The sequence below is a fragment of the Nocardia sp. NPDC058666 genome (genome assembly GCF_042714895.1).
Lineage (GTDB): Bacteria > Actinomycetota > Actinomycetes > Mycobacteriales > Mycobacteriaceae > Nocardia.
This window is the reverse complement of record NZ_JBHXRY010000005.1, coordinates 1-23,648: the sequence shown is the minus strand read 5'-3', so window position 1 is coordinate 23,648 and position 23,648 is coordinate 1. Positions and strand designations below refer to the sequence as shown.

Here is a 23,648-nt window from a genome sequence, read left to right as displayed (position 1 = left end):
CGTGACCATCACCGACCTGGCGGCCATCGCGCCCGCACCCAGCATCGAATACCACCTGCTGTCCCCGATGCTGATCGTGTTCGCGGTCGGCGTGGTGGGCGTGCTCGTGGAAGCGTTCGTGCCACGGCCCCACCGGTATTCGACACAGCTCACCCTCGCAGTGGTCGGTGTCGTCGGCGCGCTGGTGGCCGTGGTGCTGCTGGGCGGGTCCGAAGGCACCGCGGTGGTGGGCTCGGTCGCCATCGACGGGGTCAGCCTGTTCCTGCAGGGCACGATCCTGTTGGTCGCGCTGCTGGGACTGTTGCTGATCGCCGAACGCGGCGCCGTGCCCCGCGCGCGCAGCGGACCCGGCACCTGGAGTCGGGCAGCCGCCGCACTGGACCGGGGCGTCGACGCGTTCACCCCGCAGGCGTCCGCGGTGCCGGGCAGCGCACACGAACTCGCCGCCGTGCGCTCGGGTGTGGCGACCACCGAGGTGTTCCCGCTGACCATGATCGCGGTCGGTGGCCTGCTGCTTTTCCCCGCGTCCAATGATCTGCTCACGATGTTCGTCGCACTGGAAGTGCTGTCGCTGCCGTTGTACCTGCTGTGCGGGCTGGCTCGACGCAGGCGACTGCTGTCGCAAGAAGCGGCACTGAAGTACTTCCTGCTCGGCGCGTTCTCCTCGGCGTTCTTCCTCTACGGTGTGGCCCTGCTGTACGGGCAGACCGGCACGGTCTCGCTGCCCGGAATCGGTGCGGCACTGGACAAACAACCCGAAGACGCCACCCTGGCCCTGCTCGGCATCGCGATGCTCGCGGTCGGCCTGCTGTTCAAAATCGGTGCGGTGCCGTTCCAAGCCTGGGTCCCCGACGTCTACCAGGGCGCACCCACCCCGATCACCGCCTTCATGGCCGCGGCCACCAAGATCGCCGCCGTCGGCGCGACCATGCGCGTGCTGATGGTGGGAACCGGTGCGCTGAGCGACGATTGGCGCCCGGTGCTGGCCGCGGTGGCGATCGCGACCATGATCGTGGGTGCGGTCATGGCGATCACCCAAACCGACGTCAAACGTATGCTCGCCTACTCCTCGATCGCCCACGCCGGTTTCCTGCTCGTGGGCATCGTCGCCGCCGACCGCGCAGGCGTCGCCGCGATCCTGTTCTACCTCCTGGCCTACGGCTTGGGCACCGTCGGCGCCTTCGCGGTAGTCAGCCTGGTCCGCGACGCCTCCGGCGACGAAGCTACCTCCCTTTCCCAATGGGCAGGCCTCGGCCGCCGATCCCCGTGGCTGGCTTCAGTTTTCGCGTTGCTGCTGCTGTCCTTCGCAGGTCTGCCGCTGACCAGCGGCTTCGTCAGCAAATTCGCCGTCTTCGCCGCCGCCTCCGGAGCCGGCTACACCCCCCTGATCATCCTCGGCGTCCTGTGCAGCGCGATCGCCGCCTTCTTCTACATCCGAGTCATCGTCCTGATGTTCTTCACCGACCCCCCAGCAGACGCCCCCACCGTCACCGCCCCCTTCGCCACCACCCTGGTCGTCGCTTTCACCGCAGGCGCCACGGTCCTGCTCGGCATCTTCCCCCAACCCATCCTCGACCTCGCCGACCGCAGCGCCCTGTTCATCCGCTGACGGGTTCGGTCACTCGTCCACCAAGGACCGAGCAATTCCTTACGGCTGGTTGATATCTCGGCCACTGGTAGCGTGGGCGGGTGATCCGATCTCGCTTCATGCGACCCGCACTGGCGGCATTATCGGTCGGCGTCGCAGTGATCGTTTCCGGCTGCGGCCAGACGACGTCCGGGAAAGCCCGGCCCGCGGTTGCGGCACCCGACGCGTGTGATGCGGTGGTCATGTTCGTGCTCGACGTATCGCTGTCGATGGAGGCGACCGATGTCGACCCGAGTCGCCTCACCGTGGCCAAGCAGGCGATGAAGGAATACGCCTATCAGCTGGCACCGGACACGAACCTCGGACTGGTGACTTTCGCGGGTACAGCGTCGTTGATGGTCACGCCGACGACCGACCGCGCCCCGTTCACCAACGCCCTGGACTCGGTCAGACTCGCGGAGCGCACCGCAACCGGCGAAGGCATATTCACCGCACTGACGGCGATCGACACGTTCAGCGGCATCGTGCCCAGCGCGGGTTCACGCCGGATCATCCTGCTCTCCGACGGCAAACAGACTATGCCCGAAGATCTCAACGCGGCCCGCGGTGCGTACACCGCCGCCCGAGAAGCGAACGTCGAACACATCCCCGTGTCCACGATCTCCCTCGGCACCGCCGACGGAGTCGTCGAGATCCCCGAACACAGCGGCTCGGTCAAGGTCCCGGTCCCCACCGACCCCGACTCACTCCGCGAGATCGCCCGCCTCTCCGCCGGCACATCCCACACCGCAACAACCCTGCCGCAACTCACCACCACGCTCGGCGGCCTCAGCTGCCGCAGGTGAAACCCACCGCAAAACGGCAACGCCGCGCAGAATCACCTACCGGTGAGCCTGCGCGGCGTGCAGTTATTGCGCGACGTTTCGCTTTATCGCGCGGAGGTGCGGAAAGGCTCCGTCGGTGCCGCGAGATTCGGTGCGCCCAGCAGCGATGGCGACGACAGGGCGTAGATCCCGTCGTTGGTCATCAGCCAGACGATCTTGCGGTCGTATTCGACATACACGCCGTGGGTGGGGTTGCTGCGTGCCCAATCCTCGGTTTCCGGACCGAAGGTCGGGGGTGCGAAGTAGCCCGCGATCTTCGGCTTCTTCGGGTCGGTGACGTCGAAGAACTGCGCACCGGCGTTGTAGAAGTCGTAGATCATGAGCCCGTCCTTGGGCTCGCCGGGCGAGGTGTAGTAGCCGCTGCGCTTGGGGCCGAAGCTGCCGCCACGCTGGCAGTAGTCGGTCACCGTCGCGCCGCCCGGAGGTGTCGGACGGGGCAGCCGGCCCACGATGCGCGGCTTGGTGGCATCGGAGGCGTCGATCTGGAAGATGTCCTTGTACGGCTCGTAGCAGTCCTCGGACAGCGGGTAACCGCTCAGATAGACCATGCCGGTCTTCTCGAACTGCGACACGTCGATGTTGTCGGCCTCGGTGCCCGCCACTGACGGGGGAATATCCAGGTGCCCGACTTCGCGCAGGTTCGTGGGGTCGGAGATGTCCAGGATCGACATGCCGAAGCCACCCATGGCCGCGAATCCGTACTTGCCACCGTTTTCGATGGGAGTGGGGATGTAGAGCGGGTTACGCGAACCCATCCACGAGGTCCGGTTGCCGCAGCGCGGATTGGACCGGTAGGCCTCTTCCTCACCGCGAACCATGCCGTTGCGATGCCAGGTGTCCAGCAGCTTGGGTGCGGCGGGGTCGGCCATGTCCCAGACCTGGAAACCGTTGGCGTACAGGTAGGTCGGGTACTCCTGCATCGACCAGTCGTCGCTGGGCGCGGCCGAGATGAACATGTAGCGGCCACCGTCCCAGTGCGGAACGTCGAGCGAGCCCGACCCCTGCTGCGGCTTGGTGAGGTCCGAGTCGAGCGGATTCTGCTGGGTCTGGTCGGTACTGACCGTGGACAGCAGCTCCCAGTCCTTCTTCCGCGGACCGTTCAGCTTGTAGACCTTGAAACCTTTGAGCTGAGTGTCGGCGCGCGCCGCGGCCACCCCTTCCGGGCTGGCGTACTTGCTGTTCTCCGGTGAGTCACCCATCCAGAAGTGCACCTGACGCTTCATCTCGAAGCTCTGCACCATGATGTAGCCGCCGTGCTTGGCACTCCACTGGATCGTGGAGGCGCCCCACATGTCATGCGCGGCCCAGTCCTTGCCCGCGACGGCCTCGGGGTTACCTTCGACCTCGCCCACGTCCTCGCGGGACAGCGACTCCACGATCTGCACGTTCTTGACGTCGGTGATGTCGTAGACGCGGGCATCGCTGCGGTCGTACTGGAACATGTAGCGTCGACCGTCGAAGTCCACGATGTTCTGCCAGGAATGGAACGGATCCGGCGTGAACTTCTTGCCGGGGTAGTGCGCCTCGACGGTCACGTTGTCGCTCTTGTACGTGTTCGGGTCGTACCCGTCGGTCGCGGGAAACAGCTCCTCACCGCCACCGGGGAACGGATGCTGCTCTTCCTCGTTCACGTAGGTCTGCGACGGGTGCAGAAAAGTCCCGTCCTTCTGCATCCCGTAACTACCCGGATCGACCGCCGCCGGTCGCCGGTCCGCACACGCGACCGGAACGTTGGGGTCCTCGGGCAGACCGGCGGCAGCGCTACGATCGTCCATAGCCCGCGTCAGCAACGCCCCACCCGTTCCGGCGCCGACAGCGACGCCGACAACGACTAGGCCGGCCAGCCATTTCCCCCGTTGTCCCGACAGTTTCACCATGTTGTCCTTCTCCGAACTGGTTGTGCGCGAAGTGCTCTACGGCCGATGGTGTGCAGCGGCCACGACCAGTCTTGCCAGCCGCTGCCCCCGACCTCCCCCTCCCAAAGGCCGGACTGACAGGGTCGAAAACCGACCTCGAGGATCTTGTGGTCCAGATCACTTTTGTGCTAGTGAACGGCTGCCCCGCTATTGGAGGTCCCCCGGGTGCGAACCTGTCGTGAACGGGTTCGGATCGCCGTCGGCGAGCACCCCCACGAACGGTTCACCCTCTCCCGCAAAGGTGTACGCACCACCCTCGATCCGTTCGATCAGTCCGTTCGTCCAGGCCGCCTCACTGTCGGACGAGTGCACCCACATATTCATGATCTCGCCGATGTGCCCGAGCTGTCCGGGGCCGTGTTCGGGTGTGTAGTACTCGGTCACACCGCTTCGCCACCGCTCGAGTCCCGCGATCCGCTCCCGCAGCAGCGCGACGGCCTCGTCCCGTGGCAGGTCGACGATGAACCCGATGCCGGCCGAGAGCATGTCCATCTGCTGGTCATACGAGGTCAGAGACTGGCGAAGCAGTGCGAAGTATTCCTCGGTGCCTTTTTCGGTGATCTCGTACTCCACGCGCGGTGGTCCGCCGACGGTGCTCGGCGCAACCTCGTGCGCGACGAGCAGTCCCTGCTTGGCCATCTGCTTGAGCGCGTGATAAATCGACCCCGGTTTGGCGTTGGACCACTCGTGGGCTCCCCAGAACTCGAGGTCGTTGCGCACCTGGTAACCGTGCGCCCGCCCATGTTGACGGACCGCGCCCAGGACCAGCAGTCGGATCGCTGACATGCACATCTCCCTCTAGGCAACTTTGACTAGGAACCCGGAGGTCAGCTTAGCCAGTCACGTAACCCCGGATCGTCGGTGTGATTAGTCAAGTTTGACTAATCGCTCGATTCTTCGTACCGTGGACTTCTAGTCAAGTTTGATCAATGACTGAAGGAGAACACCGTGCATGACCACGATCAAGCGATCGTCGTCGAAGGCCTACGCAAGAAATACGGGGACAAGCAGGCCCTCGACGGTCTCGATCTCACGGTCCGAGCCGGAACCGTCCAGGCAATTCTCGGCCCGAACGGTGCTGGAAAGACCACAGCCGTGCGCATCATGTCCACCCTGCTTCGCCCGGAGTCCGGGCGTGTCGAGGTCGCCGGAATCGACGTGCGAACCAGGGCGGACGAGGTGCGCTCACGGATCGGCCTGCTCGGCCAGAACGCCGCCGTCGACGAGGAACTCAGCGGCCGACAGAACCTCGAGATGTTCGGTCGCCTCTACCATCTCGGCGCGCGCCGAGCACGAACCCGAGCCGACGAACTCCTCACCCGATTCGGGCTCGCCGACACCGGCAAGAAGGCCATCAAGAACTACAGCGGCGGCATGCGACGACGTCTCGATCTCGCGGCCTCGCTCATCTCCCAGCCGCAGGTTCTGTTCCTGGACGAACCGACCACCGGCCTGGACCCGCGCGGCCGCACGGAGGTCTGGAACGCGGTCCGCTCCTTGGTCGGCGGCGGTACCACCGTCCTGCTGACCACCCAATACCTGGAGGAGGCCGACCAATTGGCCGACCGGATCGCGGTGATCAACCACGGAAAAGTCATCGCCGAAGGCACCGCGGACCAGCTGAAATCCGAGATCGGCGGCGACCGCATCGACGTGGTCCTGCACGACCCCGCCCACCTGGCCCGAACAGCCGCACTGCTACCCGGCGACGCGGTGGTGGATCAGGACCGACGCCAGATCAGTGTCGCGGTCACCGACCGGATGGCGGCGCTCACCGAAACCGTGCGGACCTTGGAGTCCGCGGGCATCGAGGCCGAGGACATCGCACTACGCAAGCCGACCCTCGACGAGGTCTTCCTGCACCTGACGAAGGAGAACGTGGCATGACTGTGAGCACCACGCACGGCATCGGTTCGACGCTGCGTTGGGCGATCACCGACTCGGCGACGATGACCAGACGCGAACTGGCACATTGGGTGCGCCAGCCCGCGCAGGTGGTGATCGGCCTGGTCTTCCCGGTGATGCTGCTGCTGATGTTCAGCTACCTGATCGGTGGCGGACGTGGCGTCGACGGCGACTTCACGTCCTACCTGGTGCCCGGCATGCTGACGATGACCATGGCCTTCGGTCTCGAAGCGACGATGCTGTCGGTCACCCAGGACCTCGGCAAAGGTGTCATCGATCGGTTGCGGTCGATGCCGATGAACTCCGGTGCCGTACTGGTCGGCCGCAGCGTCGCGGACATGCTGCAATCGGTTGTCGGGCTGGCGGTGATGATCGCGGTGGGTTACGCGATGGGCTGGCGCTGGCACGACGGCCTCGCCTCCTTCCTGACCGCGGTGGGACTGCTGTTGCTGCTGCGCTTCGCCATGCTGTGGATCGGCATCTACCTGGCGATGGTCGCCGGCAAGCCGGAATCGGTGCAGGCGGTGCAAATGCTGATCTGGCCGGTCAGCTTCCTGTCCACCGCCATCGCCTCCCCCGACTCGATGCCGTCCTGGCTCGGCACGATCGTGGAATGGAACCCGATGTCGGCAACAGCCACCTCGGTCCGCACCCTCTTCGGCAACCCCGGCACGAACGGCACCTCGTGGGCCGCAACCCACGCGGAGTTCCTCGCGGTGGTGTGGCCGCTGGTTTTGATCGCGGTGTTCTTCCCACTGGCAGTACGTCGATTCCGCGACCTGAGCCACTAGTCGATGGGGCAGCGGCACTGGCACAGTGTCAGTGCCGCTGCCCCGTGCCGGTCTCCCGCCCGTCGGAGACTGAACAGGTGAGTCCGATTGAACCGCCCCGGAATTCGGCGTTTGCTACTGTCGCCGATATGACGATTTCACGATGCTTCGTGAACATCTGCAGTGACCGCCTCCCCGCAACGCGTGACTTCTACGTCGACCTACTGGGTTTCCGAATCGCCTACGACAGCGACTGGTTCGTGCAACTCGGCGACGCCGAATCGGACGCAACCATCGGCATCATCGCGCGTGATCATGAACTGGTTCCCGAGTCTGCCCGCGGCGCGTTCGGCGGCTCCTACCTCACCATCGTCGTCGCCGATGTGGAACCCGTCTACGCCCGAGCCAAGGACCTCGACGTCCCCATCGTCGAGGCACCCCGAGATCTGTTCTACGGCCAACGCCGCATGCTGGTCACCGACCCCAACGGTTACCTCGTCGACGTCTCCAGCCCGACCGCACCACCACCCACCGACCTCTGAACCATTGCGCAGTGCTCGGCAATCGATGCCAGGCCGACCCTGTCGGACCTGACCGATACGGTAGCCAGCATGAAGGGTACGGGGACAACACTGCTGAACGACGTTGCGCGAATGTCGGTGCCGCAGCGCATGCGGACACTGGCGGGGGCGGCGAGGCGGCTTGCGGGGACCGCGGAGTTGACGCGGTTGCTCGGCGAGGTCGCGCAGCAAGGGCGGTCGGGGCGGCGGACCGCGCACTATCTCGCTGTCGTCGGGCAGGACCGTGGTTATCTGCTGTCGCAACTGGATTCGACGGATCAGGAAATCGCAGGGCAGGCTTTGGCTTCGCTGATCCGGCTCGGGGTCGATCCCGCGGTGGTCGTGCGGCGACTGCCCCGCGCATCGCAGCAAACCAGGAAGACCATCAGGCGGGCGCTGGGGCGTGGGGATCGAACGCAGATCGCCGACGCGCTCCTACCCGTGCTGCGGGAGTTGTTCGGCGATGTCGAGGCCGCACGGGTGCTGCCGTCGTGTTCGGACGCGGTCGTCGCGCAGTGGCTGCCGGAGCTGGGCTACGCGGTGTCCAACTGGACGAAGTTGTCGGGCAAGCACATCGGTGTCGTGATGGATTTCGTGCAGGCCCGGTCGCAGGGCGCAGGGCTGGCCGAGTGGCCGGAACTGTGGTCGTGGCTGACCGCCAACCCCGTCGCGGCGGTGGAATACAGCCCTGACCGGTTGCTCGCGTTGGCCGCGTCGGCGATCGAATACGTGCCGGTCGCGTCGCTGAATCCCGTGGCAGGACGGCTGGCTCGCCACGACCCCGACGCCGTGCGCCATCTGATACTGCACCCCAGCGGCAATGGTCGCGCACTGGCAGGCCCGACGCTGGGACGGGCTTTCCAATTCCTGCCCGACGACCAACTGCGCGAACTCTATCTCGCCTCGCGCACGAAACTCGCTTTCCTGCGCACGCTTCCCCCGTCACGACGTGCGGCGATCGCCGGCGCCGACCTGGCCCGCCCCGGCCTCGCGCCCGCCGCTGTCGACTTGGATCTACTCGACGCGATCGCGGGCCCTGCTCGCGCGCAGATCGCCCGCACACTGCTGTCGCGTCCCGGTGGAGCCGACGTGCCCGACGTCGCCGACCGCCTGACCGCCCGCCTGCCGTGGGCGGAAGCGAAACCGATACTGGCCGAAGCGATTCGGCGTCCCACCGCCGACGAGCGTGCCGCTGCCTATCCACGACTGATCACCGCGGCGGTAGGAAGCCGCGACCCGCTGGTGATCACCGAACTGCTGGCATTGCTGACCAGATTGCGCAACGAACAGGACCCGGTCCGCGGTTCCGCCCTGCGCGCGGTGGCCGGCATCCCCATGTCACTGCTGACCACCGACCACCTCCCAGGTCTGGAACAACTGGCCTCCGACGCGCTGCACGCCCGCGACCGCTCCTGGACCACGTCCAACACCGTGAGCACGATCGCCCGCACCCTGCTGGTGCGCGGCGGCACCACCGCCGAACCTGCGTTCACCGCCGCGGCACTGCGGATCATGACCCTGCTGGCCGACCTGTCGATCGACCCGAAACTGTGGGGGCTGCACCGCAATCTGCCGCGCGGGGCCGAACAGCAGATCCTGTCGGCGCTGCTGCCCCGACTTCGAGCCGACGCGGATCGTGACCGCTGGGACCTGTGCCTGAGCTTGGCCGCCGGGCTGGAACACCGCGCGTTCGACCTGCCCGACCTGCAACGTCTGGTCCTGCGCGCCTGTCGCGCGTCCTCGGATTCGACCGTGCGCACGGCCGTTGCTCTCGCTCTCGCCGCGCCGACCACACGCGACGCCCACCTGGACGAACTGCTCGCGCGCGACCGTTCCCTGTTCACGTTGTCGTCGGTCCAAACCTTGATCGGCACCCGGCGCACCGACCTGCTCGACACCCTGCTGAACACCAAGACCGGGGGCCGGTTCCTGTCGGCGAAGGTCGTGTTCGTGCCGATGTTCTTCACCGGATTCCACCGGTGGTCACCGCACCACGTCGACCGGTACGCGCGCCTGCTGGACGACTACGCCCGCGGCCCCAAAACCACCCCGCACGAGCGGGCGCGCGCCGTTCGTCAACTCGGGCGCCTGCCCGACAGTTTCGCCAGGCTGCAGCGGTTCGTCGACAACGACGAACTCGTGGTCACCGAGGCCGCGCTCACCGCACTGGGCACCAGCGACGAACCCGAACGCGCGATGGCCGTGCTGGCACAGCACGTGGGCGACGATCGCGCCCGAGTCGCGGTCAGCAGCCTGTCCACCTGCGCCCGGTGGATCGCACCGGATCGACTGTCCAACGCTGTTGCACCGCTGCTCGATTCGCCCAAGATCACCGCGGTGAAGGAAGGCATCCGGCTGCTCGCGGAACTTCGCGCCCCCGACGCGTTGCCGATCATCGCCGAACGGGCCGCCCGCCCCGAAGCCCATCGCGATGTCCGACGAGCGGCGGTGTTCGCCACCCGATTCCTGCTCGACCAGGAACAAACCTGGGCACTGCTGAGTCGAGCGGCAACCGATCCCGCTGTGGCCGGCGCGATTCTCGACATCCGACCGGGGATGCTGCCTGTCCCGCAGCGTCAACGGTTCGCGACGTTCGTGCGCGACCTGGCCGCGGGTCCCGATCCCCGTTCGGCCGCCTTGGCGTTGACGGCGTTGGCTTCATGGCGGCGTTGGTGGGCTCCAGACACCCAGGAGGTATTGGTCGACCTGGTCACCGACCTGTCCACCGTCGCCACCTGGAAGTCCGCGATGAGCGCATTGCTGTCCGGAGTCCAAGACGACAGCGACCCGACAGCGTTTGTGGCGGCCGTGCGTCGACTACGCACCGACGACTTCCGCGCATCGGACCGGGATCTGCCCGCCCACCAACGCCTTTCCGTCGTGCTCGACCGATTCGTGCCCATCGTCCGCAACCACCCCGCCGACGCCCGCCTCCTAGCCGCGCCGGTAGTCGCTGCCCTGTCCGACGACGCACTCTGGCACGACCAGGTCATCGAACTCACCGTTGTCGCGAGCCGCTGGACCGACCCCGACAGCATCATCACCGCCCTCGACGAAGCCGCCACCTACGCCACCGGCACCCTGGTCACCCGCGCCGCCCACCACCTCGGCCAACGCTTGGGCACCGAACTCGACACCACCACCCCCTCGACCTTCCACACGATCAGCACCGAACTAACCAGCAGCCCAACACCTTCCATCGCCCTGGCCGCCCTGACCATCGTCGCCCGATGCGGAGCGAAGTTCGGTTGGACACCCGAATGGACGGCCCTGCTCACCACCCTGCGCACCCACCCCGCCCCCGATGTCCGCCGCGCCGCCCACAGCGTCTTCACCGCACCGGAGTAGGACTCCCCTTCTACTTGAACGCGAACATGTTTCGCTGCGCCCAGTCCGAAAACGCGTGCGGCGCACGGCCCAACACCTTGTCGATATCGGGCGAGATCAGCTGTTCTTCGGGTGTCGGGTTGCCGAGGATGTCCAGGGTGGTCTCGACGACGGGTTCTGGCATGAAGTGCAGCATCTGTGTCTTCGCTTGTGCCCGAGTCTGTTCCACGAACCGGACCGGTTCACCCAGCGCCGCGGCGAGGTCTTCGGCTCGCTGACGCGGCGTGCTCAGCGCAGGACCGGTCAACGTGTAAACCTGCCCCGCGTGACCGTCTTCGCGCAGCGCCACGGCGGCGACCTCGGCGATATCGAACGGATCGACAACCGGCAACCCGACGTCCCCGAACGGCGCCGCGACAACCCGTTCGTCGCGAACCGACTCCGCCCAGGCGTACGCGTTGGAGGCGAAGCCGCCGGGCCGCAGGATGGTCCATTCCAGCCCCGACTCACGGACCGCTTCCTCGAAAGAATGCGCCAACTGCCCATGTGAGGCCGACTCCGGCCGGGTGGCCACACCCTGCGACGACAGTCGCACAACCCGTTGTATGCCCGCGGATTTCGCGAGCGCGAGGATGGCTCGGGGGTCCATCAGGTGCGCGCTGATGCCGGTGTCGTGCAGAAACAACGCTGTCGCACCGACGAAGGCAGGAGCAAGAGTTTCTGCCGCGGTGAGGTCGGCACGCTGGTGGCGCACGCCGCCCGGCAGCGCGGGTTCCGCGGTGCCACGCGACACCGCGGTTACCTGCTCCCCTGCTGCGGCAAGGCTCTGCACGAGGGTACGTCCGACATTGCCGGTTGCTCCGGTCACTACGATCACAATCACTCCTGAGTTAGTTGTCTGACTAACTGAATCGTAATGGACGCGTTGCCGATCTGTCTAGTTGGACAACTAACTCATCCTAAACCGGCCTGACCGGAGACAATTCACTCGCACAGCGCGTGGCTCAGCATGCCGCCGATATCCACGGTGGAGGGTGTGCCCGTGTAGGACACGGTGACCGCGCGCCCCGCTGCCGTGGCACCGGAGATGGCGGAGAAACCGCGGACACCGCCGATGTGCCCGACATACAGTGCGCCACAAGGCAGTTGGGCGTATCCGACGCCGAGACCATAGGACATCCCGTCACCATTACCCATGTCGACACCGTCGAGCTTCTGGCGTAGTTGGGGTTGGGGCACCACCTGGCCGACCACCAGCGCGAGATAGAAGCGGTTCAGGTCCGCGCCGGTGCTGACCAACGCGCCCGAAGTCCACGGCAACGACGGTTCCATGCGCGTGGTGTCGGTGACAGCGCCATCGACGGTGGTGTAGCCGGTCGGATGTGGTCGGCGCAGAACGGTTTCGCCGGTGGCAGGCAGATACGTGCGCGACAGGCCGAGTGGGAGCAGGACGCGGTCGCGCAGCTCCTCGGCGAAACCACGCCCGGTGACCGCTTCGATCAACATGCCGACGACGATGTAATTGGTGTTGGTGTACTCGAATCGGGCACCGGGGGCGAACTGCGCGGGATACTCCAGGGCGAGGGCGATCTCCTGGGCCGGAGTCCAGGTCCGGCCTTCCAGCGCTGCGGTGTGCTCGTTGAGCTCTGCGGATTGCGGTTCGGGCAGTCCGCTGTGGTGGCTCAGGATCTGACGGACGGTGATGACCTTCCCGTCCACGCCGTCACCGGTGAGCAGCCCGGGCAGATACGTGTCGACCGGCCGGTCCAGTTCGACCCGCCCTTCGGCCACCAGTTGCAGCACCATCGCGGCGGCGAAAGTCTTGGTGATGCTGCCGACTCGCACGTGCTGGGGTTCCGGTAGTAATCGCGCGAAAAACAACGACAATGACTTGACCAGCAGATATGTGCCGTCACAGCTCGGGCTGCGGGTCGGCTCGGTTGGTGCTTGGCTTGGCTTCCGATGACGTCGATTGGTGTGCTGGAGGTCAGGTTTCGTGGCAACGCAGGTGTTCGCGGATGAGGAGTTGGCGCGTCTTCGGGAGTTTCCCGATATCAGCCGCGAGGAATTGTTCCGGTTCTTCACGCTGACCCCGGCCGATGTCGCGTTCGTGACGCCGGGGCGGGGCCGTGGCCCGGCGGAGCGACTCGGACTGTCCGTGGCGCTGTGTTCGCTGCCGTGGCTGGGGTTCGTGCCGGATCGGGTGGCCGACGCGCCACCGGTTGCGGTGGCGCGATTGGCGGACCAGTTGGAAGTGGATGCGTCGATGATCCGCTCGTATGGCAAGCGGGCGCAGACGCGTACCGAGCATTTACGGTTGGTAGCGCAATATCTGGGGTGGCGGCTGGCGAGCGCGGCGGAGCTGAAGGAACTCGACGAGTTCCTTCTGGCACGAGCGATGGAGCACGACTCACCGACACTGCTGTTCCGGCTGGGATGTGAGTATCTGCTGTCGGCGAAGATGATCCGTCCCAGCCCAGACACCGTCGTCCGCCGAGTCGTACACGCCCGCGAGCAGGCTCTGCGCGAAACCTACGACCGGGTGTCGCACGAACTCACGCCGCGGCGGTGCGCGGAACTGGATGCTCTGCTGGTCATGGAGCCGTCGATCAAGATGTCGCGGCTGCGATGGTTGTCGACCGGCCCGGTAGAGGCGTCGGCAGCCGCAGTGCGCAACGAGGTGGAGAAGCTGGGGTATCTGCGAGGTCTGGGCGCGGACACCCTGGACATGTCGGTGTTGCCAGCCGAACGACGCCGGTTTCTGGCCACGCTGGGGCGGCGGTTGACCGTGCAGGCGCTGGAGCGTCGGGAACCGGAGCGTCGGTATCCGATCTTGCTGACGGTGGTGGCACAGTCAGCCGTCGATGTGCTCGACGAGGTGGTGGCGCTGTTCGATCAGGCGCTGTCAGCGAAGTTCAGTGCCGCGGAGAACCGGATGAAAGAAGAACTCGCCGAACGCGGAAAGACCGGGGAGGACCGGCAAGCGCTCCTAGACGATCTGCTCACGATCGTGACCGACCCGCAGATCCCCGACGAGGACATCGGCGCCATGATCCGGGGTGAGAGTATCGGGTGGGAGCGGCTGCGCGCCGCGATCGCGCAAGCCCGGCCGCGACTGCCGCGCGATCACGGGCACCTCGCGGCCCTGGATTCGTCGTACACGTATCTGCGACGGTTCACCCCGGCGGTGCTGTCGGCGGTGCGGTTCGCTGGCGGCACCTCAGCGACCGAGCTGCTGCTCGCGGTGGACATGCTGCGCGAGCTGAACGCCACCGGCCGCCGAAAAGTGTTCGATGAGGCGCCGACCGGGTTCGTGCCGACGAAGTGGCGCGGATATCTCGACGAAGCCCGTAAGACGGGCAATGCCGTTGCCTACCGGCACTTTTGGGAGTTGTGCGTGCTTGTCGGGCTGCGCGACGGGCTTCGCACCGGGGACGTGTTCGTGCCGGGGTCACGCCGCTACGCCGACCCGGCCGCCTATCTGCTCACCCCCGAGCAGTGGGAGCCCCAGCGTGCCGAGTTCTGCCGCCTGGTCGACAAATCCGATGATCCGGCCCGCGCGCTCGCAACGATCGTCGAGGAGTGGCACGAGGCGATGGGCGAGCTGGAGATGGTCCTGGCGCCCGGCGACGGCCCGGTTCGCCTCGATGAAGACGGTGACCTGGTGATCTCGCCTTTGACGGCGGAAGACATTCCATCCGAGGCGACAGCGCTCAAGGCAGAGCTGACCGCGATGCTTCCGTTCGCGCCGATCGTGTCGCTGCTGATCGAGCTGGACAAGCGCACCGGCTACCTTGACTGCTTCACCCACGCCGGCGGTAAGCAGACTCGCACGCCGGAGTTGAAACGGAACTTGATCGCTGTCCTCCTGGCCTACTCCACCAACCTCGGGCTGACGAACATGGCCGAAGCGTCCGGCATCTCCTACGACATCCTGACCTGGACAGCGGAATGGTACGTGCGGGAGGAGACGCTGCGAGCGGCGAATCTGGCGATCATCGGTTACCACCGACGACTGTCGTTGACCAGCGCTTTCGGTTCCGGCACATTGTCTTCCTCTGATGGCCAACGGTTCCCGACGCGCGGCAAGTCCACCACCGCTCGCGTGGCGAATCAATGGTTCGCCGATGAAGGCCTGTCGACCTACACCCACGTCACCGATCAGCACACCACCTACGGGACGAAGATCATCGTCACCACTCGCCGCGAAGCGCACTACGTGCTGGACGAGATCCTAGGCAACGCAACGGATCTGCCGATCACCGAACACGCCACCGACACCCACGGGGTGACGCTGGTGAACTTCGCGTTGTTCGATCTACTGGGCATGCAGCTCTCTCCTCGTATCCGGGATCTGGGGCGGGTGACTCTGTACCGTCCGGGCTCACGTGCCGATGCCGAGGCCCGGTTCCCTACTGCGGGGCACCTACTGACCCGAAAGTTGAATCTGGACTTGATCGCCGAGCACTACGACGACCTGCTACGGCTGGCCGGGTCGTTGAAGTTCGGGCACGCGACCGCGTCGCTGCTGGTGGGAAAGTTGTCCGCGTCGACCCGGCAGAACGCGCTGGCCGCTGCTTTGAAGGAGTACGGCGCGATGCGGAGGACGATCTACGCGGCCCGATACCTGTCGGATCCGGACTATCGGCGCAAGATCTCGCGCCAGCTCAACAAGGGCGAGTCGATCCACGCGCTCAAGCGTGACCTGATCTACGCCCACGAAGGCGCCTTCCGGGCGCGTCACCTGGAAGCCCAGACCGAACAGGCGTGGTGCCTGACTTTGGCCACGAACGCGGTGATCGCGTGGACCACAGAGTATTATGGGCTCGCCGTCGACCAGATGCGCCGCGAGGGCCGCCGCATCGACGACGACGTGCTGTCGCACATCTCGCCGGCACATAGCGAGAACATCAACTTCTTCGGTGCCATCGAGGTTGATATCGACGCCGAGCTCGCGCAGCTCGGCCCGACCGGGTACCGGCCGCTGAGGATCCGCGATACCTTGTTCTGAAGCAGCGGCGTGGACGTGGCATTCCATCGCCGTCACATCGGAGCACAACCAAGCGCGGATGGGCCCAGACCACTTTCGCGGTCTGGGCCCATCCGATATTCACTTGTTAGGGGTTGGACTGGGACCGCAGGATCAGGCCCTCATTTGCTTGTAGGCCTTCGACTGCTTGTGGGCCGTCCTCGGTGTGTCCGGGCGTCACTCCCTCTCGGGAGTCTCGGGCGAACTCCTCCAAGGTGGTGGGTTTGCCCGGCTCGATCACTGGTTCCTCGAGGTTGACGTCGTAGTCGTCCTCGTTATCGTCAACGGGTTTCGGGGCATCAGTCACCGAGCTCACGTCCTGTCCTGTCGTCGGTATAGCGGGTGTGCTGCTGTGTTCGCCAGAACGCACGATGCCGAGAACGACGCCACCCACAACCACCGCGCCTAGCACAGTGGCGCCGACCACTTTCCCCTGCACGTTGACTCCTAGCCAGTCGATTGCCCACAATTCTAGCCCTTACAGACAGCTCGTCACGGAGCCGGTGGCAGAGAACCTCCTTGAGCGTGCACTCGGAACGGATCCTGGTTGATGACACGATTCGTGCCGTAGAAGGCGCCCAGGAGGCTGCCCGCCAGCGAGTTCTGCGGCGCGTCGATCATGCAGACGCTAAAACCAGCTGAGCCGGTGGCGGCCCCGAGATCAGGCACATGACACTGGGGGTTGAAAGTTCGACCGCCCCCACCCGAGGTCGCCGCCCCCTCTGTGGTCGATGCGAACGGATACTCATCGCATGATCGACCGTCGAGACGACGCCCGTCACGGATCGCGCCCTTGGCCGGACATGCGGTCTGGCGGTTGATATCGCGGGTGACAGCATCCGCCTGGCGATGGAGTGGCGTGGCGGAACCGGGAAGCCCAGACGCGATAGCGGCTTGAACGTGTCCGGTCTGCTCGGCGGTATTACTACCGAGGCTGAACTGCGGAGTCGAAGGCGCTACAACGCAACCCTGCTGGTAATTGCCCTGCGAATTTTTTATTGTCGTGTCGCATCGGAACATATCAGCTCGAAACCTGCCAGAAGTTGACTCGGTAAAATTTGGCGAATTATTTCCCAACCATATGTCTATCAACATCGAACGTGCGACCGCGTCGTAGTCGGCCATGTCGTGTTCCTTCCACTTCACGACGATGACCTTGACCTGTCCTGCGCTGACCGAAGAACCGCTGGACGGGCCATCGACACTATACTGTCCAGGATCGAACCCCGAATAGATCGGTTGATATTTAAATGTGGGAGTGCCGACGCTGCCAATAAATGTTCCAAACGTAATCCTGAACTCCTGGTTCATCTCCCCAGTTCGATGTGAGGACAGGATGCCCGTCTTCACATTAAACGGAATTTCCCCAGCAACGGCGCCCTCCTTATTGATGACTTCAGCTCTACCGTTGAGAACCATGCAAGCATTCTTACGGGTCAGCCGCCATGTGCCGGTCCACGGCTGAAGCGTACATTCGCTCGGAATGAATGAAGCTGGCGTCACCGGTCCATCCAGCGTCGGGTCCTCCGCACCCGGCGGCATTGTTGAGCCCGGCTCCGATACCAGACACGATTGTCCCGACACGCACGAGACGAACGTGGCCCCAGCGCCCCCTGTGGCCGCACTCCCTGCTGCGCCGGCCGCGGCATCGTCGCCGAACTCCTGCCAGGTCGTAGGACGGCCCATCGGAACGACCGGTTCCTCGTCGCCGGCTTCTGGAACGACGCCAGCCGCAGTCTCTGTCGGGTAGCCCATCGTCGCGAACTGGAATTCCTGACGCCACGACGAGCCGACTTGCTGTTGATCGGCGGTGGGGTATCCGTAAGGACCACGTTCGAATCCCGACTGCTGCCATTTGGCCACCAGTCCGCCGCTAACAGGGTGCGCTGTCAGCGGACATGGAATAGTCCCCAATCGCGGTCTCGAAGCATCCCCAATCGCGGACATGAAAGCTCCCCGGTGATGGACATCTAAGTTCCCCACCCAGTCATGAGCAGCCGTCCAGCTACTTGGAAAATGGCCGCTCGTGAAGACGAATGAGGAGATCATGGAGATTCTGGCTGCCTACGATTTGACGGGCAGTTACCGCAAAGCCGCCGAGTTGGCCGGCTGCGATCACCACACCGTCCGACGCTACGTGCAGCTGCGCGGGACCGGGATCGATCCCGCGGTCCGGCTCCCACGCACGAAACTGATCGACGCGTACATGCCCAAGGTCGAGGAACTGATCGAGGCCTCTCACGGGCGAATCGGTGCCGACCAGGTCCACAAGAAGCTGGTCGCGATGGGATTCACCGGCACTGCCCGCACGACCAGGCGCGCGGTCGCCGCGGCGAAAGAGTCGTTCCGAGGAGGCCACCGCCGAGTCCACCGGCCCTGGGTGACCGAACCTGGTTTATGGATGCAGTGGGATTGGGGTGAGGGCCCCAAACTCGGTGATCAGCGAACCTCGTTGTGGTGCGCGTGGTTGTCGTGGTCGCGGTTCCGCGTCGTTATCGCGGTGCAGGACAAGACAATTCCCACGATCGCCGCGTGTTTGGACCAAACGTTTCGCGCGTTCGGCGGGGTCCCGACCTATTGCTTGACCGATAACGAGAAGACCGTGACCACCACCCATATCGCGAAAATCGCGGTCCGCAATCCCGATATCGTCCCGATCGGACGGTTCTACGGAACAGTGATCCGCACGTGCATGCCCGCTGATCCAGCGTCGAAGGGCGGGGTGGAGAACGCGGTCAAGATCGCCAAACGCGACCTCGTCCCGACCGCGACAAACCTTCGCCCGGCCTATAACTCTTTCGCTGAGATCGAACAGGCCTGCGACCAGTTCATGGCCGAGGTCAACGGCCGGGTTCACCGCGAGACCCGCCGGGCGCCGATCGAGATGCTGGGCGAGGAACGGTTCCGACTGCACCAGCTACCCGAACACCCCTACACCGCGGCCCTGGGCCTGACCCGGCAGGTTCACCCGAAAGACTCCACGATCCAGGTCGAACAGGTCCGTTACTCGGTGCCCCATTCCCACGCGGGGCGACAGGTGTTCATTCGTTGGCACGGTGATCAGCTGGTCGTGACCGCGATCATCGACGGTGTTCCAGTCCAGATCGCCCGCCACCAGCGATCAACACCAGGCAATCCGGTGATCTTGGACGAGCACTACCCCGACGCACCTCGCGGGCTGCGTGTTCCGAAACCGCAGACAGCGGCTGAGGAAGCGTTCCTGCAGATCGGGCCGGGCGCGGCGGCGTGGTTGGAAGAGGCCGCCGCTGAGGGCACGCGCGGGATCGCCTCGAAGATGGCCGAGGCGGTCGCGTTGGCGAAGCTACGCGGCACGACCGCGGTCGATCGAGCGTTGGGCACCGCCGCCATGGCGGGCCGGTTCACCGACGGTGACCTGCGCTCGATTATGGACCACCAACAATTCAATGACGGACCTGCCGAAACCTCGCGCGCGGGCGAGGACCACAGCCTGCAACCAGGCACCGGCGGCTGGTCCGGCTTCGGCCGCCGCGCCGCTGATGACACCCACCCCGACCTTCGTTGATCACCGAATTGAGGACACTGATGACAACTCTTGAAGCCCCCGCGCCAGCGCGGTTGAAAGCTCCCGCGACCGCGACCGCCGCGACGTTGGGTTCCTCGGCGTTCGACGAAGCGATCGCGTTGACGAAAACGTTGAAACTGCCCCATATTCGGCGAGCGATGACCGAGGTCATCCCTACCGCGAAAGCCCAACGATGGGACCCCGCCGAAGTGATGCGGGTGCTGTTGGCCGAAGAAGCCGCAGGGCGGGCGGCCTCGAATCTGCGGACTCGCCGCCAACGGGCCCAATTCCCGACCGGGAAGACGTTCCATATCTGGAACGAGGGCGCGTCCTCGATCCCGGTCCCGACGCAGTCGTCGTTGCGGACGTTGGAATGGATCGGCAGACGCGAAAACCTTTGTGTCTGTGGGCCTTCGGGCACTGGGAAGAGTCATTTCACCGAGGCGTTGGGCCAAGCAGCGATCGATGCCGGCATGACGGTGGCGTGGTTCACCATCGAAGACCTGGGCGGGCTTGTTCGTCGTCACCGCGTCGATGACTCGGTCAGCAAGGCCTTCGCGCGGCTGACCCGCACCGATCTCGTGATCGTTGACGACATCGGGCTTTTGCCGGTCTCGGCGGACGCGGCCGAGGGCTTCTATCGGCTCGTCGACGCCGCTTACGAGCGCAAGAGCCTGGCTGTTTCATCGAACCTGCATCCTTCGGGTTTCGACGAGATCATGCCCAAGACCTTGGCCACGGCGACCGTTGATCGTCTCCTTCACCACGCACACGTCGTGGTCACCGACGGCGACAGCCACCGGCTTTCCGAAGCTGTCTCGGGCAACGGAGTCGTCGCGCTCACCTGAGCGAAACACCCGTCCTGCCGGGTCGTGTTCACGGGGAGATCTCATGACCGCGGTCAATGGAATTCCCCACTCGCTGGGGAGTTTTAGTGTCCGCGAATGTGTCATGTTTCGTGACCGCGAGCGGGGAGACCTACATGGCCATTGACAGTGCGCGCCGTAGGCTCCAGTCCAGTAGATCACGCCGTGTTCGAACCGATTGAAACGACTCAGCCCGTCAGGCGTGCCCGCCTCGTCGCTGATCGGGTAGCCGAGGTAGCCACCTTCCCACCCAGCTTCGCCCCATTTATCGCGGATCGCGCCAGTAACGTAATACGCTTCGTTCGCTTTCCAGTAAATGGTCCCGCCGTCGAAGTACTGGCGACGGCCGATGCCGTCTGAGTTCACGAACTCGTCGGAGGTTGGATAACCCAGTACGCCGCCCTCCCAGCCGTTGCGTTGCCAAGCGGCGAAGAAATGGTTCACCACCGGGTGCGCGCCACCGTTTGGCGACCAGTAGATCGGGCCGTTGGTAAATACCGACCTGCGGCCTATCCCATCTGGCTGGGTCAACTCATTGGTGGTCGGCCATAGCAAGAAACTGTTGGGGCCGCCGAGGGAGTTGTATTTATCCTTGATCGCTCCGCAGACCTCGTAGGGCGATGGCCAATAGACCTGACATCCTGGTGTGAGTAGTGCGCGGGCTTCGGCTTTGCCCGCCGCTGCGGCCTCCATGGTCTCGGCTTTGTCCGCGTCGGCTTTGGAGAACCCGCCGGGGATCTCTTCTCGGTCAGAACGCATCTTGCCTGGGGTAACAGTGGTGTTGGGGTTTTCGGTCGCTTTCCAGGACTTGCCCGGAGCGGGAGGCGATGGAGAAGTTGATGGCTGCGCGTTCGCCGACACGAGCTGCGCAGCTATGACAGCCCCTACCAGGATGACGATGACCGCACGTAGCAGCCCCAGCACATGGGATCTGAATAGATGGTGAAGATACAATTCCCTACCCCCGTACGTAATTCAGTAACAGTGTGGCTATCCCAGAGTCCCTGATGTTGCTCCGCTACGTCGCGCATCGGATACCGGCGCGGTCACGAACTGGACTCAGGTCAGCATGTGGCTGCGAGGTTGTCATATCGAAACATGTAGTCTGCGAGTTACTTTCGCTCCAGTGCGAGCGGGTTCTCGTCCACTGCAAGGGAATCGCGCCAGTCGCAAGGCCCGTGAATTTGGCTCAGAACAGAGTGTCGTGCGCCTTGAGCGGCCGGTAGTCGGACGGCTGCGCATCCAGGCCAGCTCGGTACCCTGTGCCGACTCCGACTTCGCGGATTATGCCTTCCTCGACGGTATGGCAGGTCGCGGCGGAGCTCATGCAAAGACTCGGCCTCGCAGAGCTGGTGGACCGGCAATTCGGTCTCCGTTGATCAGGTGATCGAGGCTAGTCGGCCTCGATAGATCCTCATGGCCTTGCGGTCGGCGGCCGACCCGCTTCTGCCGAGGGATTGCGCGGCGTCCAGCAGCGCCTGATGAACGGGCGGCAGCGCTGTGACGTGCAGGCTATATCCTTGACCGCGCCGCACCTCCCGGCCCTGTTGTAGGGCTTGGCGCTCGGGTTCGCCGAGGCTGGCTAAGTGGCCGTTCAGGTGGTGGGCAACCTTGCCGGGCACCTCGATCCGGATCGGGCGCGGCTCGTCGTCACCAGCTCGGGACAACTGTTCGGGCCGGTCGGGCAGCAGGTCAGCGACGGCGGTGCGGATTGCGGCCCGACTTACCTGGTGTCGGCGAGCCAGTGCGGCGATGCTGGCGCCATCGCGATACTCGGGGGTCGAGGAACAAATCCGCCCAATCCGGCGCTAAGGAGTTACCGCAGATAGTGTCATACTATGTGCGATAACTGCTCGGTCGTCCTGGCGCGATGCACCTTCCGCGCCGTGTCGACTCGGGAAACTATGTGCGGTAGTGCGACTGGAGGTCGAAATGGGGCGGGTTCACAGGTTGCCGAGTTCGGCGAGCGGGGTTCGGCTGGCCGACGCTGTACGGATCTATTTGGCGACGATTCCCGCGCTGAACACCCGCGCGACTTATGCCGCCGCGCTGGATCGCCTCGTCACCGACTTCGGCGCGGACACCGATGTCGCGGTGCTGAGTTCGGAGCCGGATCGGGTGAGTGGCTGGTTCACGTTCGTGTGGGGCGCCAAGTCGGCGAAGACGTTCAACATCCGGTTGACCGCGCTGGGCTCGGCTTGCAGGTACTGGCGGGAACAGGATTGGCTGGCGGGTGATCCGCTGGTGCGGTTGCGAGCGCGACCGGCACCCCCTGATACCAGCAAAGCGTTGAGCCGCGACCGCGTCGCTGAGCTCCTGGGTTCGGATGCGCCCTTGCGGGAACGGGTGCTGTGGCATTTGCTCTACGAATCCTCCGCGCGGGCCGAGGAGGTACTGATGCTCGACCTACCCGAACTCGATACCAGCAACCGGTGCGCAGTGGTGACCCGCAAGGGCGGTGCACGGGAGGTCATCGCGTGGCAGACCGGCACCGCGAGGTTGTTGCCGCGGATGCTGGCCGGCCGCAAGACCGGACCACTGTTCCTAACTGACCGCAAAGCGCGGCCCTCGGTCGCGACCAACGACATCGACCTGTCGACCGGGCGGGGAAGGCTGTCCTACCGGCGCGCGGCCGAGTTGTTCGAAGCCCACACTCAGCATTTCGGCGACGGTCCGTATACGCTGCACCAGTTTCGCCATTCCCGGCTCACTCACGCTGCGGAGGACGGTGCGTCGACGCCGGTGTTGATGAAGCTGTCTGGACATAGTTCGGTACGTAGCCTCGCCAAGTATGCGCGTGTGTCCGACGCGGGGCTGCGGAAGTTCCAAGCCGACAGCGACCCGGCAGCGCGCCGACACCGTGGCCATTGATCCCGATTTGAACGGGGAGTGAGGACATGCCGGGAAGTCGCTGGAATCTGCAATCCCCACGGCCCGGCGACCCGTACACTCAGAGGCAATAGCAACTCAACATGATCGGGGGATTCATGATTACCAGGTTGTTCGTCGGATTCAGTGCGCTCGCCGTGGCTGCGGCGACGCTGACTGGATTGTCGGCCGCTCCGGCCGCGGCTGCCGAACCGGACCCGCTTCGGGTGTTGTTGGTGCTGGCGGCGGGACCGAAGGAGAACTGCGACGCCCTCTACGACGACCAAATGAACTACCCCTATCTGTCAGACTCGGATGAGACACGGCGACCGTGTAGTTTCCCGTAGACATGGGCGAGATCGGACGTTGTGAGCGTGACACTGAGTACCGC

The 23,648-nt window shown here is 64.9% G+C and carries 18 protein-coding genes and 1 pseudogene; 11 read left to right on the top strand and 8 right to left on the bottom strand.

Annotated elements, in window-relative coordinates; translation table 11 throughout:
* Window position 1: 1 nt before the first annotated feature.
* Window positions 2-1,609, top strand: coding sequence for an NADH-quinone oxidoreductase subunit NuoN (gene nuoN, locus ACFWVD_RS13935; protein ID WP_379242556.1), 1,608 nt, complete (start codon window positions 2-4; stop codon window positions 1,607-1,609).
* Between the two features lie 80 nt (window positions 1,610-1,689).
* Entirely contained in the window at window positions 1,690-2,433 is a 744-nt protein-coding gene (locus ACFWVD_RS13930) for a VWA domain-containing protein (protein ID WP_379242554.1), read from the top strand.
* Between the two features lie 83 nt (window positions 2,434-2,516).
* Here ACFWVD_RS13930 and ACFWVD_RS13925 read toward each other — a convergent pair whose 3' ends face one another.
* Window positions 2,517-4,247: a hypothetical protein gene (locus ACFWVD_RS13925; RefSeq protein ID WP_379242552.1), complete on the bottom strand. Its 1,731-nt coding sequence runs from the start codon at window positions 4,245-4,247 to the stop codon at window positions 2,517-2,519.
* A gap of 288 nt (window positions 4,248-4,535) precedes the next feature.
* On the bottom strand, window positions 4,536-5,174 hold the full coding sequence (locus ACFWVD_RS13920) for a PadR family transcriptional regulator (RefSeq protein ID WP_379242550.1): 639 nt from the start codon (window positions 5,172-5,174) through the stop codon (window positions 4,536-4,538).
* Window positions 5,175-5,336: 162 nt separating this feature from the next.
* Here ACFWVD_RS13920 and ACFWVD_RS13915 point away from each other — a divergent pair, with 162 nt between their 5' ends.
* From ACFWVD_RS13915 to ACFWVD_RS13900, 4 genes are all read left to right on the top strand, one after another.
* Window positions 5,337-6,275, top strand: coding sequence for an ATP-binding cassette domain-containing protein (locus ACFWVD_RS13915; protein WP_379242548.1), 939 nt, complete (start codon window positions 5,337-5,339; stop codon window positions 6,273-6,275).
* Window positions 6,272-7,084: an ABC transporter permease gene (locus ACFWVD_RS13910; RefSeq protein ID WP_379242546.1), complete on the top strand. Its 813-nt coding sequence runs from the start codon at window positions 6,272-6,274 to the stop codon at window positions 7,082-7,084. The genes ACFWVD_RS13915 and ACFWVD_RS13910 overlap by 4 nt, the downstream gene beginning before the upstream one ends.
* A gap of 128 nt (window positions 7,085-7,212) precedes the next feature.
* Window positions 7,213-7,605, top strand: coding sequence for a VOC family protein (locus tag ACFWVD_RS13905; protein ID WP_379242544.1), 393 nt, complete (start codon window positions 7,213-7,215; stop codon window positions 7,603-7,605).
* 69 nt (window positions 7,606-7,674) lie between these two features.
* The gene (locus tag ACFWVD_RS13900) at window positions 7,675-10,971 is read left to right on the top strand and encodes a hypothetical protein (protein WP_379242542.1); all 3,297 of its coding nucleotides are present in this window, start codon (window positions 7,675-7,677) and stop codon (window positions 10,969-10,971) included.
* A 10-nt stretch (window positions 10,972-10,981) separates the two neighbouring features.
* Here ACFWVD_RS13900 and ACFWVD_RS13895 read toward each other — a convergent pair whose 3' ends face one another.
* Entirely contained in the window at window positions 10,982-11,818 is an 837-nt protein-coding gene (locus ACFWVD_RS13895; RefSeq protein ID WP_379242540.1) for an SDR family oxidoreductase, read from the bottom strand.
* Between the two features lie 116 nt (window positions 11,819-11,934).
* Complete coding sequence (locus tag ACFWVD_RS13890; protein ID WP_379242538.1) at window positions 11,935-12,795, bottom strand: serine hydrolase domain-containing protein; 861 nt, start codon at window positions 12,793-12,795, stop codon at window positions 11,935-11,937.
* A 151-nt stretch (window positions 12,796-12,946) separates the two neighbouring features.
* Between ACFWVD_RS13890 and ACFWVD_RS13885 the strand changes: the two genes are divergently transcribed.
* Window positions 12,947-15,961 (top strand): Tn3 family transposase, encoded by a 3,015-nt coding sequence (locus ACFWVD_RS13885; RefSeq protein WP_379242536.1) that lies wholly within the window; start codon window positions 12,947-12,949, stop codon window positions 15,959-15,961.
* A 106-nt stretch (window positions 15,962-16,067) separates the two neighbouring features.
* Here ACFWVD_RS13885 and ACFWVD_RS13880 read toward each other — a convergent pair whose 3' ends face one another.
* On the bottom strand, window positions 16,068-16,295 hold the full coding sequence (locus ACFWVD_RS13880; protein ID WP_379242534.1) for a hypothetical protein: 228 nt from the start codon (window positions 16,293-16,295) through the stop codon (window positions 16,068-16,070).
* A gap of 176 nt (window positions 16,296-16,471) precedes the next feature.
* Complete coding sequence (locus ACFWVD_RS13875; RefSeq protein WP_379242532.1) at window positions 16,472-17,842, bottom strand: hypothetical protein; 1,371 nt, start codon at window positions 17,840-17,842, stop codon at window positions 16,472-16,474.
* A 163-nt stretch (window positions 17,843-18,005) separates the two neighbouring features.
* Between ACFWVD_RS13875 and istA the strand changes: the two genes are divergently transcribed.
* Complete coding sequence (gene istA / locus ACFWVD_RS13870) at window positions 18,006-19,523, top strand: IS21 family transposase (protein ID WP_379242530.1); 1,518 nt, start codon at window positions 18,006-18,008, stop codon at window positions 19,521-19,523.
* 20 nt (window positions 19,524-19,543) lie between these two features.
* On the top strand, window positions 19,544-20,371 hold the full coding sequence (istB, locus tag ACFWVD_RS13865; protein WP_379242528.1) for an IS21-like element helper ATPase IstB: 828 nt from the start codon (window positions 19,544-19,546) through the stop codon (window positions 20,369-20,371).
* 159 nt (window positions 20,372-20,530) lie between these two features.
* Here the strand turns inward: istB and ACFWVD_RS13860 are convergent.
* A pseudogene (locus ACFWVD_RS13860) lies at window positions 20,531-21,082 on the bottom strand (LGFP repeat-containing protein); the annotation flags it as partial.
* A 686-nt stretch (window positions 21,083-21,768) separates the two neighbouring features.
* Entirely contained in the window at window positions 21,769-22,056 is a 288-nt protein-coding gene (locus ACFWVD_RS13855) for a hypothetical protein (protein WP_379242526.1), read from the bottom strand.
* Between the two features lie 265 nt (window positions 22,057-22,321).
* On the opposite strand from ACFWVD_RS13855, the gene ACFWVD_RS13850 reads away from it, so the two are divergent.
* Both ACFWVD_RS13850 and ACFWVD_RS13845 read left to right on the top strand, forming a co-directional pair.
* Window positions 22,322-23,260 carry a tyrosine-type recombinase/integrase gene (locus ACFWVD_RS13850; protein ID WP_379242524.1) on the top strand — a complete coding sequence of 313 codons (939 nt, stop codon included), beginning with the start codon at window positions 22,322-22,324 and terminating at the stop codon, window positions 23,258-23,260.
* A gap of 101 nt (window positions 23,261-23,361) precedes the next feature.
* Complete coding sequence (locus tag ACFWVD_RS13845) at window positions 23,362-23,604, top strand: hypothetical protein (RefSeq protein WP_379242522.1); 243 nt, start codon at window positions 23,362-23,364, stop codon at window positions 23,602-23,604.
* Window positions 23,605-23,648: the final 44 nt, after the last annotated feature.